Below are 12,494 nucleotides of genomic sequence, written 5' to 3'. Positions count from 1 at the left end.
ACCGAATGTAGTCCTAAAACGGAATGAGGAGTCGGTGATGTAACTGAACTTTCCGCCCACTGGGTACTCAGCCCCACACCCCACGCGTATCGTGGACGATCTTCTGCGTCAGCAGGGTTCGGTCGATGCGAGTGAACTCGTTGTGGTCGACGAGCAGCAGCACGATATCGGCCGCGCGAATGGCTTCGTTCACCTCAGTGAGAGCGACATTGTCGCGCTCTTCGAGTTCCGCGGGCAGGCTGTCGATGTTCGGCTCCACTGCCATGATGTTGGCTTCCGGGAGCGCATCGGCGAGCTGCCCGACGATCTGCCGGGCAGGGCTCTCCCGCAGGTCATCGATGTTCGGCTTGAACGCCAGGCCCAGCGCCGCGACCTGCACATCCTGGATGCGACGGGCCTGGGGGAGGAGTTTGTCGAGCACATAACCAGGCTTCGAATCGTTGACCTCACGAGCGGTGCGGATCAGTGACGACTGATCGGGTGCAGTGGAGACGATGAACCACGGGTCAACCGCAATGCAGTGGCCGCCGACTCCGGGGCCGGGCTGCAAGATATTGACTCGAGGGTGGTGGTTCGCGAGCTTGATGAGCTCCCAGACGTTGATGTCGAGTCCGTCGGAGATCACCGACAGTTCGTTGGCGAAGGCGATGTTGACGTCGCGGTAAGCGTTCTCGGTCAGCTTCGCCATCTCCGCAGTGCGAGCGTCGGTCATGAGGAACTCGCCCTCACAGAACAGCTCGTACAGGTCGCGAGCACGTTCGCCGGCATCGCCGTTGAGAGTGCCGACGATGCGATCATTCGTCCGCAGTTCAATCATGATCCGACCAGGCAGCACCCTCTCGGGGCAGTGTGCGAAGTAGACGGTCTGTGCGCTGCCGGGCTTGAGCGTAAGATCAGGACGTGCATTGATGATCGTGTCCGCCAGGAACTCGGTTGCTCCGGGAGGCGAAGTCGATTCGAGGATGATGAGCTCATTGCCTTCGAGTAGAGGAGCGATCTGCTTGCCCGCGGTCTCGATGTAGGACAGGTCCGGCTTGTGCCCGTCCTTGAACGGCGTCGGCACAGCGACGATGTAGTTGTCCGCGTGCGGGGTCTCGGTCGTGGCCCGCAGATAACTTTGAGAGACGACACCGGCCACTGTCGTAGCCATGTCCGGCTCGACGAAAGGAACCTGACCGGCGTTGATTGTGGCTACGGCATCGGCGTTGATATCGACCCCGACGACCTCTGCGCCCGAACTGGCTAGAACGGCCGCGGTCGGAAGACCGATGTATCCGAGGCCGATGACGGCGACCGAAGGGCGTTGAGAGGTGGCGGTGGGCGGCATGTGTGCAATGCTCCAAACTGAAGATGAACGACTTCTGATGTTACCTGAGCGAACGAATCGGCAACGTTACCGGGGCACCATGCGGTCACACCTATCATTATGGAAGCGCCGCAAGAAGGGCGAGAGACCTGCCAACTGAACTGGCAACGAGAATTTCCTAAGCAGGAGCGTGAAAGTGACCCCGACAGTTCTCACAGTATTCGGCACCAGGCCTGAAGCCATCAAGGTGGCTCCTCTCGTTCGAGCTATCGAATCGAGTGCGGCGTTACGGTCGCGAACCTTGGTCACGGCCCAGCATCGCGAGATGCTCGACCAGGTCAACGAGCTCTTCGGCATCGTTCCCGACAATGACCTCAATATCATGGCGAATGGGCAGACGCTGAATGGGATAGCGTCACGAGTGATTGGTGAACTCGACAGCGTTCTTGAAGCGGAACTACCGGATGCTGTTCTTGTTCAGGGTGACACCACCACTGTGATGGGAGCTGCGATTGCGGCTTTCAATCGGCGGATCCCAGTGATTCATCTTGAAGCTGGGCTTCGCTCGGGGAACCTTTCCAGCCCCTTTCCCGAGGAAGCCAACCGCAAACTGACCAGCCAGATCTCAGCACTTCACCTTGCGCCGACACGTCGATCCCGCGCCAATCTAGTGGCGGAGGGGGTTGCCCCGTCCGATATTGTGGTGACAGGCAATACCGTCATCGATGCTCTTCACATTGCGGTCGGCATGAACGTCACGCCGGCTGATGGTGCTGTTGCTGATTATGTCGCTGCCGATCGGCCGAAACTGCTGGTAACGACGCATCGCCGGGAGAACCTCGGATCAGCAATGGAACATATCGGAGATGCATTGGCCTCACTCGCCGAATCTCGTCCTGATTTGATCATCCTCCTTCCAGCTCACCGCAATCCTCTCGTACGTGAGTCGGTTCTGCCTCGAGTCAGGAACCTCGACAATGTGTTGGTCACGGAGCCACTCTCTTACGGCGAGTTCACGACGGTGATGGCGGCGTCGGACATCGTTCTCACCGACTCCGGCGGCATCCAGGAAGAGGCACCGGGTCTCGGTAAACCTGTGCTCGTCATGAGGGACAACACCGAACGCCCTGAAGCGGTCGAGGCCGGATCAGTAGCGCTCATCGGTACGGATACGAGACGAATCGTCGACGAAATCTCGAACCTCCTCGACGACGCGAACGCATATAGAGCCATGTCGAAAGCAATCAATCCGTATGGCGACGGAATGGCAGCCGCGCGGTCGGTTGCCGCTATCGAAGAGTTGTTCGGGGTTGGGGAACGAATTGAGGAGTTCACCGTCTCCGAGGACTGACTACCGCCATCCCGGCTGTCTGGGAAAGGCACCAGTGCCGATGCCTGGGTGCGTCTCTCCAATTCACGTCAATCTCGTTCGTAGATATCCCGCGTATAGATCTTCTCGGTGACGTCGGATAGCTCTGAAGTCTTGCGGTTGGTCAGAATGACATCAGATCGTCTCTTGAACTCGTCGAGGTCACGGATGACTTCGGAATGGAAGAAATCCTCGTCCGCGAGTTCGGGTTCGTAGACGATGACCTCGATTCCTTTGGCCTTGATGCGCTTCATGATTCCTTGGATCGCGGATTCCCGGAAGTTGTCGGAGCCGGCCTTCATGACGAGCCGGTAGACCCCGACCACTGAAGGCTGGAGCGAGAGGACATCAGCGGCGACGAAGTCCTTGCGCGTCGTATTCGACGACACGACCGCCTGAATGAGGTTCTGTGGGACCTCTTGATAGTTGGCGAGCAGCTGCTTAGTGTCTTTCGGCAGGCAGTAGCCTCCGTACCCGAAGGACGGATTGTTGTAGTGGTTGCCGATCCGCGGATCGAGACCGACACCTTCGATGATCTGAGCCGTATTCAGCCCGTGCGTTGCGGCATAGGTGTCCAGCTCGTTGAAATAGGCGACGCGGATCGCGAGGAAGGTGTTCGCGAAAAGTTTGATGGCCTCGGCTTCGGTCGCATCGGTGAGGAGGACCGGCACATCTTCGTCGAGCGCGCCCTCGACCAGCAGATCAGCGAACAGTTGACCGTCAGAACCCGTATCGCCGACCACAATTCGTGACGGGTGCAGATTGTCATAGAGCGCTTTACCCTCGCGCAAGAACTCAGGAGAGAACACGATTCGTGCGTGCGGACGCTCATCGCGCAGACGCTGTGTGAAGCCAACCGGGACAGTAGATTTGATGACGATCAGTGCCCCGGCGTTCACTGCAAGCAATTGGTCGAGCACAGATTCGACAGACGTCGTGTCGAAGAAGTTCGTGTCTTCGTCGTAGTTGGTGGGGGTAGCGATGATAACGACGTCTGCGGATGCATAGGCTTCGTCGCCGTTGGTGGTCGCAGTGAGGTCCAGCTTCTTGTTGGCGAGGAAATCGGAGATCTCCGGATCAATGATCGGTGAGATGCTGCGATTGATGAGATCTACTTTGCCATCGGAGAGGTCTACTGCAGTGACGCTGTGGTGTTGGGCTAGGACTATCGCATTCGACAGTCCAACATAACCAGTGCCAGCGACGGCAATCTTCATTCGCAGTCCTTCGTGCCTTATTGCATGGTGGCTGGGTCGCATATGGAACGACCGATACTATTGGCCCTAGGCGAAGTCTTCCAGCTCCATCAATTCTTCGCCTGTTTGTATTCGAGAATCAGTCTACGCGACTCCAGACGTTCTGACGTCTGAACTAGGTGCGGTCCCAAGGAGAGAACGTCAGTGCGAATAAGGCTTAAGGTTAGTCTGGTCCTAGCGATTGGTTTCACTTGTGTGCTTGCAATTCTGGGGCCAACTGTTGCCACGGTCGCTAGCGAAGAAAGCCGATTGATACTACTGGCCACCTGGGTATCGGTGATTTGCATCTGGTTGGTCATACTCGGTGTCGGCGCCGTGATCTTGGTCATGCGGTTGTTTGCGACTTTGACTAGAAAGGTCGACAAGCCGACAAGCCTTGTCCGTGAACTTCATGATATGCGGCAAAAGCAGTCGAGACACGAATATAAGCAAGAGCAGTTGCTCGCAAGAATTGATACTCAAGCCGCTACCCTCATCGGAGACTTGGACGCACTGGCCTCCGCGGACGACAGCTCTGGTGCCGCCCGAGTCGAGTGGACAGGCAATGACGGCAAAGGTCCCAAAATACTGTTCATTACGAGCAACGGATCAGGGATGGGGCATCTATCACGGTGTCTTGCTATTGCCTCTCAAGTTGAACGCGGCGGATACCGAACGGCAATTTTGACTTTGTCGACGGCCTATCGAGTGGTGCGCGAAGCTGGCTACCCAGTCATGTATCACCCAAGTTCCGCAGCGACCCCGTGGAGCATCGCGGTATGGAATAGAATCTTTGCGCGAAATCTGCATCGCATCGTGAAATCTGATCGACCGGATGTGATCGTGTTCGACGGAACCGCCGTCTATAAGGGTATCAGCCAAGTTAGCCGTCGATTGGAAATTCCGCTGGTCTGGCTTCGGCGAGGGTTGTGGAAAGAGGGCGTGTCAAGAGAACAGTACGACAACCCGTTCAGATTCGCTGATCACGTAGTTGTTCCGGGCGAAGTGCATGGACCGCTTACGAGTAATCAAACAGGCGTCAATTATGTAGGACCAGTCTCTCAAGCCAATCAACTGTCGATACTTAACTCAGCCGACGCAAAAATAGCGTTGGGCCTGGACCCGGTTCGGCGCTACCTTCTGGTACAGGTAGGTACCGCCAAACTTGGGGATAGATCTGCTGTAGAAGCGGCTCTAGAGGCCATAAAAGAATGCAAAATAACCCTCGAGCCGGTCGTGCTTGTTTCGCCTATCGCTGCTAATGACGCAGTTGTTCAAGAGGTGACAGTGATTCATAGTCGGTATCCGCTCGCACCATATTTAAAGGCTTTTGATCTTGCCATCTGTTCCGCGGGGTACAACTCGGTGCATGAAAATTTGGGTGTCGGACTGCCGGCCATCTATATTCCAAACTCCTCGACAGTTACTGACAACCAGGAAGCTAGGGCGCGAATGGTTGAGGAGTATGGGATGGGTAAAGTTGCAATGAACATGCAGGAGCTTAAGTCTGCGTTAGAGGAGGTTCAGCACCGTGAGCCCGCTTCCTTTGGTGTGACTGAAGCCGACAACCAGCCAGTAGCAGACGGTGCGGATGCTGTGGCAGAAATTCTGAGAAGTGTGGTTGAGAACACCAAATAGAAGATACGGAAGCTGGTGGTGAGGTTGCTGTGTTGAGGACCAGCGGACGCGCGCGGACTCGACTGAGCGGCGAATCTGGCACTTGCTGTCTCCCTGAATAATGAGTAATAAGTACTCAAAAATCAGCTAAATATTGCAAGATTTGAAATAGTGACAATCAAGGCATCGGATTGACTCACTTCTCTTGTGTTTTGACTAGTGGATCTTCGCTGTGGGTATTTGACTGCACAGGCTAGTCAGCCTCATGCAGTCACGAGCGAAAGACTAGTCTCAATGAGTAGAAATGGCTATTTCCGACCGGGCCAAAGAGTTCCTGAGGATAGAAAATGGCCAAATACGTTTTCGCGGGATACTGAAGAGTCATCATATTTGTATGATAGTTTGTGCACAGGAAACTCACGTAGAAGAGATCTGATTCGATTCTTTTGTCCCTCATATCCGTGCTTACGTATCGCCCAAATTCTCTGCCAGCGCATTCCGTCCATGAACACCGAATTCTCATGTTCACTGCGAAAATGTGGATCGCTCTTGACTAGCTCCGCGTAGATGTAGTGCGTTTGAAAGTAGGCGAACGGAGAATTATAGTTAAGCATATAAACTTGAAGAGCGGCCCTCATTGTGCCTGAAATGTAGCCACCTCGTCGCGACCAAATGAATGCAGTTGCGATGGGGCGGTCGGTTCGCTTTGGTGCGAAGAAGTCGTTCGGGGTGTCTTCCAGCTTAAGGAGGAATTCTGTATAACCGAGGCCAGGGTAGGTAGTGGCATCAATCCATGCTCCGCCGTGAGAATGGATGAGAGCGAAACGTAACCAGTCTGAGTATTGTGCCTTGTGGTTTTCGCTGAACGCGGCCGCACCTGGCGGTATGGGGACGTAGTCTTCGACCATACTGCTATCCAGCTCTATCAAGGAAGCATCCGCAATAGACCGCTTCCAGGCGGAATGGCACAGCTGCACTAGTGGAGGGGCTTTGGCGAATCCCTTGTCCCAGAAGATAAACGACTGAGAGTGGTCAGTGTGTTCAATCGACAGTAGGGTATCTTCAAAACGCCTTCTAGTTTCTAGAATCTCGTGCCAATGGGAGCGCAAGAACGATTCTGCGTCAATATTAGTGTTTCTCCTGACCTATCGCGGATGAAGTTACCATTGGAACTCTTAACTATGTCCAAGTATGCTGTCGCGCCTTGCTCGGGGGCACCTAGAATGAACTCAGGGAGAAGTCAACGTACGAATTCGAGTATTTCTCGAGACTTGGCTTTAAGGGACTGAAGCGCGAGTTCATCTTGTTCGGACCATTCGGCTTCCTGTGCGAGATCGATTAGTCTCCTTAGGTCATCGACAGTGGCGGTTTCGAGGTCCACTGCCCTTTCGGGCCTGTTGATCTGCTCATAGAAGCGCCGAGTTTTTTCGCGTACATAGAGTGAGAAGGTTGGTATGCGCTGCGAAAATGACGTTATTGCAAGGTGCAGGTGAGACGTGAAAATTGATCGCAGTCCGCCGAGCTTGGGCAGATAGTCTTCTAGCGTTGAGTAAACTAGTCGCTCAGCGTCTGGCGCGGATCCACTGAGGCCGGGGCGAGCCTTTCCGTTCTTGAGCAACATGACGCCGTTCTGATTACTGGCTACGTATGCCTCCAGGGTATGTATGATTTCAGCGAGGTTTGGATTATTTTGCACGCTGGGAAAGTTTGTGACGTCGAACTGGATTCCAAGTTTACGAGAATTCCCTTGAGGGAAATCAAGTAGTTGAGGAGTTAATAACGCAAGATCGGCTCCAAGCTTTAGCTTGCCTCTTCCTACGCCGAGCTTGAGGAGGTGTTCGTACGACTCAGCTTCCCGGACTCCAATCTTTTCTGCTAGAAGTGAAACACCAAATGCTAGCATCTTCGATTTGTCGAGATGCCATGGCCCAGCTCCGATGCTGGTGGCGTAGAGTGTTTTGCCTCGCAATGCTCCAGACATGCCAGCACGGGTAATGATTTCGAGATAGGAAGCCCCGGGTTTTGCTCCTGACGTGTCACTCATGATGCCTCCTCCTCCCAGCACAACCACGTCGGAGCTCTCGAACATGCCTTGATAGCTTGGTTCATGCTTGATTCCGAGCCACTCGCAATTTTCTTCGCCGAGCTTGGGGACTACCACTTCGTAGCCCTGCGTTTGAAGATGGCGGGTAAGGATAGCTCCGACAAGGTCATCGCCGAAGTTGTGTGTGCGGTATGGCCCGACAACGAGCGCGCGCTTCTTTTCAGGTGTCATCGTTTTCGAGTTTATAGCATTCCGCCGACGGTTTGGAATCGTCGGTGGTTGCGTGACTGTAAACTGATTCGGTTGTGCTGTGCTTCTTCTTGAGACTGGAGGCTTTTAAAAGTGAGTGAACGTTCGTCTTCTGCGGTGCCCGAGGTCTCGGTGGTGCTGCCTGTATTTAACGACGAGTCTTGGATCGGTCAGGCGATCGAAAGTTGCCGTGTTCAGTCGCTGAGCAATATTGAAATCATTGTTGTCGATGACGCGTCTACGGATGGCACTGTTGAGGTTGTCGAGTCACTACGGGCGGCAGATTCACGTATTCGGCTCATCCGACAGGCCGAAAACGGATCGGCACTTAAGGCTCGTAGGGCGGGCATCCTGGCGGCCGCGTCTGACTATGTGATGTTTCTGGATGGTGACGACGAGCTTGCTCTGAACGCGTGTGAAGCTGCCCGTTCTCTCGCAGTGACCTCAGGCGCCGATGTAGTTGGGTTTGGTAGCTACGTGGTGTCAGCGGACGGTACCACCGGTAGCTCTTATGAAGCTTCAATGCAACCTCGGTATCGTGAACTTGATGGTGGTCAGATACTTGAGAAGCTGTTTCCCTTAGGACAGACGGCGCAAGGTCAGCTTTGGCGGTACCTCTTCTCGAGAGAGGTCTTGTTGAAAGCCTACGCGGGCCTAGAAAGTGACCTTGAACTACCGCGAATGAACGATCTGCCACTTGCGTTTCTTGCAATGATGCATGCGACGCGCTACGTGTCGATGCCAGATCGGCTATATCGATACTACTTCCGACGCGGTGCGAGCGGACATCAGGTCTCCGATTGGTCTGACTACATTTTCAATGCGAGCGCGCTTGATTCTGTCCAAGCAATTGGGCGAGCTGTTGACTCCGAACTGAGTGTTCGGCCGGATCGTAGTGATCTTCAGGAAGTTTATGGGTCCGTACGGCTTAGTGTCGTGGGGCGCGTTCTCGACTATGTCAGCGGGATTCGCGCTGGCTCGCTGCGCGACAGAGCATTTGCCGACTTGAAATCGCGAGTGGGGTTCCGTTCCGTCGCACTCGCATGCGCTGATTTCTGTCCAAAGGCTTTACCAGCTGTTGCATACTATTGCAGCCCAGCGGAGCTTCGTGTGCCTGCAGCTGGACATGTTGTGCTCCGGACAGGAAATTTGCGCACTGGCGGAGTCCAGGGTGTAGTAGTATCTCAGGCAGAATACTTGCGTCGTGCCGGATATAAAGTGACTATTTTGCTCGATAGCGACAGCGGTACTATCTATGAATTGCCTGATGGAGTTGACCTCAGCTACCTTCATGGAAGCACCATAGGGCAGAAAGTCGCTTACTTATTGGACTTTTGCCAGGTTAACGGCGTCGATGCCGTTATTGACCATCACGTATTTTACAATGACCGATGGCCCTATTTCTCAACGGCACTTTCTGCGATCAATGTACCAGTTGTCGGCTGGATTCATAATTTTGCCATGCGGCCTCTCCTTGACGAGGTCAGCCGGATTTCATTCATGTCCAGGTATTTGCAGACTCTTAGCAATGTAATAGTTCTCTCAGAGTCGGACGTTGCATTCTGGAAGCTTCGCGGAGTCGAGCGCGTTGCATATCTGCCCAACCCACCTTCGCCGTTGGCAGAGAAGCTCGCGGGGGCTGTTGATCCGCGAAGCGCTCCAACCGAAAAGCTTGAAATAGTCTGGTGGGGGCGTCTTCAGCAGAGGACTAAGCAGGTGCTTGATCTCGTCGATATCGGGGCAGAGCTGCGTCAGCTGGGGATAGACTTTGGTATCACCATCATTGGTCCAGATAGTTCGGATCTTACTGCAAAGCAAATCCAAAGAAGGAGTCGAAGCCTGGGTATAAGTGAGAACGTCGTTCTTACTGGACCACTACATGGTGATGACTTGGTAGATAGAGCTAAGAGTTCGCATGTTTTCGTAAGTACAAGTATTATTGAAGGTTACCCGCTGGCGTTGGTGGAGGCCCAGGCCATGGGACTTCCGATTGCGATGTATCAGCTCCCTTGGCTCGAGTTTATTAAGAATAATCAGGGGGTCATCTGTGTAGAGCAGGGTGACCGACCAGGGCTGGCGTCCGAGCTGGCAGACTTGCTTTCGAATAAGCAAAAGTATGTTTCTTTGTCGCAAGGGGCCGTGGCTGCCGTGCGCAACGAGGCCTCAGACAATCTCGCAGCCGTCTATGCTGATCTGTTAAGCGGAGAACTGGATGAAAGGTTTTCGCCAGAGCCAACTATCGCGTCGATGCGTCTGCTTCTGGATCAGAATTCCCGTTTCGTCGAGCGAATGGACCGAGTTCACAGACGGGAATTGAATCGCAAGTCCGCTGAGGTCGATAAGCAAAAGCGGGAATTTCGGGCCGTATCTCAGCGGGTATCTCGGCCGAGTGCACTCGTCCAGAAGCCTCCAATGATTCCCCGTGTAAAAAGCCTATTGCAGAGATTCTTGCCGGCGACTATGAGGCAAGCTGCTTACTATGCCCGACATGACTACTCTGCGATGCAAAAGAGGCATGAGCAGGTCGTGAATAATCAATTGGCGCTAAGTCATCAAATCAATCAGCTGCAAGCTGAGATAAAGTCCCGGAAGAAATGATTGTCTTATTGACGTTTGGGTGTGAATAGGGTAGCAGTTAGGCTATTTTCCTTCTTCGATTACAGTGTGTACGAATTTAGAAAATATAGTGGCCCTTATTTAGCCCGAAACTACGAACCTGGCCCTGTGATATAAGTTCGAGCTCACTGACTTCCCATGTGTGGTTGTGGGCACCGCGTATTTGTATAAAGTTGAAGCGATCGGCAGAGTATATTCGCGCGCCTGCGTTTGTCAGCCGTTGCTGTAGTTCAGTGTCTTCCCCATTGGTACGGTCAGCGAACGGATTGTCTTGTAGTAGTGATCTTTTTGCCATCATCGTTGGCCCCATTACGAGATTGGTGTAGCGGTGTTCGCGTTCCGGGAAGCGGCAGATGACCATGTCTTTGCTGCGAATGTGCATATAGTGGGCTTGTTTTCCGACGAGTTCCGAATTTGAATAGCGCAGAGCCGCGAGCTGGTCACCCAGGTAGTGCGCCCCGTAGACATCGTCGTCGTCCATCTTCGCAATCACTTCGCCGGAGGCAGCTTCGACGCCGCGATTGAGACAGACTCCCAACGGCTGCGCAGAGTCGACCTCGACGATCTGGAGATGCTCGACACCTGCTTCTGCCGCACGCGATCGCAGATCGGCAGGTGCCGCGAACCCGTGGGCGACCAACACGAGTTCCTTGTCCGCGTGCAGCTGTGCGGCATGGGTCTGCAGAACCTCGCCGAGGTGGTCGGGCCGATTCGTCGACACCACCGCTGAGATGGACGTGGGGTATGGCTGCACATAATCCAGTCCGAGCGAATCCATCACTGTCATTGCCCGGTGCGTGTAGGTGTGCTCGGCCCAAATGCGCCGTTGGGCCAGGTGAACGGTGCGGTCTCTCAGTTCAGGGCTGCGCACATAGGCGCGCAGAGTCCATTCTGCTTCCTCCCGAGTGTTGGGCTGGGGAACCTCGTCCGTGGGGAAGAACTCTCGAGTCGCCGCACTCGGAGTTGTGACGACCGGGGTGCCGGCGGCACTGATCTCGAAGATCCTGCGGGCGCACATGCTCGGAGAGTCGGTGACGGAGTTGACGTTGAGGAAGACCTTGAAATGTTTGTAGGCGGTGAGCAGATTGCGGTACGGGAGCGACCCGACCACCCGCCCGGCCAGGTTGCCTGGGAACTGATAGCGCTCATCGTTGCCGAGGAAGCGGGAGAAGATCTCGAGTCCGTACTGCATCTTCGGCGATACGGCGTCAGCGGCTCCGAGCAGCAGGTCCATCTGCGTCCTGCGCTCCGGATACTTGTGGGCGAAGTACATGCCGGCGAAGGCGATGTCTCTGGCCGCGGCGTTCCGCGCAGGACGCGAAGGGTTGTGGACCGCAGGCTGTGCTGCGAAGGGCAGGGCTGCGACTCTGTCATGGCCCAGTCTGGAGCGATATTCGGGGATCAACCTGACATCGCTGGTGAAGACGACGTCGCACATCTGTGCCAGGGGCAGGAAATCCTCGAAGTGCGGGGGATCCTCTTTGTTCCAGAAGACGGTCGGAATGCCCCGGCGACGGCACTCGCCGAGCAGGTCGGTGATCTCTGGACTCGGACCCGACGGGCTAGTGAGCTTGAACTTCCACTGGCCGTCGTTTCCGCTCCAGGCGGATTCGATGAAGACGAAGTCGAGGCCATCGAGTTCGGTCGACCACTGTGTCGGCGACAGTGGTCGGATAGCCCACTCATAGCCAAAGCTCTCCGTCGAGAACTCGTCAAGGACGACCCCGACCGACAGCTGATCGAAGACCGGAGTGCGGTGAACCATCGGCAGGGGAGGGAACAGGTCCGCGAGCACCTCCGCTGACAGGCTTCCCGTGGCGACCTCGGCGGAGGCTTCTGCGGTTCCTTGGACCAACGAACGTCGACGTCGCCACTTCGCGACTTGGCTGATTCCGCCGTTGCGCAGATGCCACACAGCGGTCCTCAGAGTGCGAAATGGTGTTCGGGGCACGGATCGAGTCCTCTCAGAAGTGGACAGGCAGTGGGCGGCGAAGTGCGGCAGTTCAATTGCAATTGACCTTGTGGCAGACCAGGTTCGAAGGCGACGACCTGGAGCTA

Annotated in this window: 8 protein-coding genes; 3 read left to right on the top strand and 5 right to left on the bottom strand. The window is 55.0% G+C overall.

The genetic code is table 11. The annotated features are described in order from the left end of the window. Nucleotides 1-67: 67 nt before the first annotated feature. Entirely contained in the window at nt 68-1,327 is a 1,260-nt protein-coding gene (wecC, locus tag ACQE2J_RS17420) for a UDP-N-acetyl-D-mannosamine dehydrogenase (protein WP_426936753.1), read from the bottom strand. Between the two features lie 175 nt (nt 1,328-1,502). Here wecC and wecB point away from each other — a divergent pair, with 175 nt between their 5' ends. After that, nucleotides 1,503-2,657: a non-hydrolyzing UDP-N-acetylglucosamine 2-epimerase gene (wecB, locus tag ACQE2J_RS17415; RefSeq protein WP_426936752.1), complete on the top strand. Its 1,155-nt coding sequence runs from the start codon at nt 1,503-1,505 to the stop codon at nt 2,655-2,657. 68 nt (nt 2,658-2,725) lie between these two features. Here the strand turns inward: wecB and ACQE2J_RS17410 are convergent, their stop codons facing one another. Further along, nucleotides 2,726-3,892, bottom strand: coding sequence for a nucleotide sugar dehydrogenase (locus ACQE2J_RS17410; protein WP_426936751.1), 1,167 nt, complete (start codon nt 3,890-3,892; stop codon nt 2,726-2,728). A gap of 234 nt (nt 3,893-4,126) precedes the next feature. Between ACQE2J_RS17410 and ACQE2J_RS17405 the strand changes: the two genes are divergently transcribed. Continuing rightward, complete coding sequence (locus ACQE2J_RS17405) at nt 4,127-5,548, top strand: glycosyltransferase (protein WP_426936750.1); 1,422 nt, start codon at nt 4,127-4,129, stop codon at nt 5,546-5,548. A gap of 287 nt (nt 5,549-5,835) precedes the next feature. Here ACQE2J_RS17405 and ACQE2J_RS17400 read toward each other — a convergent pair whose 3' ends face one another. Next, nucleotides 5,836-6,636 carry a capsular polysaccharide synthesis protein gene (locus tag ACQE2J_RS17400; RefSeq protein ID WP_426936749.1) on the bottom strand — a complete coding sequence of 267 codons (801 nt, stop codon included), beginning with the start codon at nt 6,634-6,636 and terminating at the stop codon, nt 5,836-5,838. Nucleotides 6,637-6,767: 131 nt separating this feature from the next. Continuing rightward, the gene (locus ACQE2J_RS17395) at nt 6,768-7,802 is read right to left on the bottom strand and encodes a polysaccharide pyruvyl transferase family protein (RefSeq protein ID WP_426936748.1); all 1,035 of its coding nucleotides are present in this window, start codon (nt 7,800-7,802) and stop codon (nt 6,768-6,770) included. A gap of 111 nt (nt 7,803-7,913) precedes the next feature. Between ACQE2J_RS17395 and ACQE2J_RS17390 the strand changes: the two genes are divergently transcribed. Then, complete coding sequence (locus ACQE2J_RS17390; RefSeq protein ID WP_426936747.1) at nt 7,914-10,418, top strand: glycosyltransferase; 2,505 nt, start codon at nt 7,914-7,916, stop codon at nt 10,416-10,418. A 76-nt stretch (nt 10,419-10,494) separates the two neighbouring features. On the opposite strand, the gene ACQE2J_RS17385 is transcribed toward ACQE2J_RS17390, so the two are convergent. After that, nucleotides 10,495-12,387, bottom strand: coding sequence for a glycosyltransferase family protein (locus ACQE2J_RS17385; RefSeq protein ID WP_426936746.1), 1,893 nt, complete (start codon nt 12,385-12,387; stop codon nt 10,495-10,497). Nucleotides 12,388-12,494 lie beyond the last annotated feature (107 nt).

Source organism: Brevibacterium sp. LE-L (genome assembly GCF_050214925.1).
In the GTDB taxonomy this organism is placed as follows: domain Bacteria; phylum Actinomycetota; class Actinomycetes; order Actinomycetales; family Brevibacteriaceae; genus Brevibacterium.
This window is presented reverse-complemented; position numbering and strand designations above follow the sequence as displayed.

Excerpts from the sequence above, each read along its gene's own strand:
- ACQE2J_RS17410 (WP_426936751.1), bottom strand. The coding sequence starts at position 3,892 with ATGAAGATTGCCGTCGCTGGCACTGGTTATGTTGGACTGTCGAATGCG.
- wecC (WP_426936753.1), bottom strand. The coding sequence starts at position 1,327 with ATGCCGCCCACCGCCACCTCTCAACGCCCTTCGGTCGCCGTCATCGGC.
- ACQE2J_RS17395 (WP_426936748.1), bottom strand. The coding sequence starts at position 7,802 with ATGACACCTGAAAAGAAGCGCGCGCTCGTTGTCGGGCCATACCGCACA.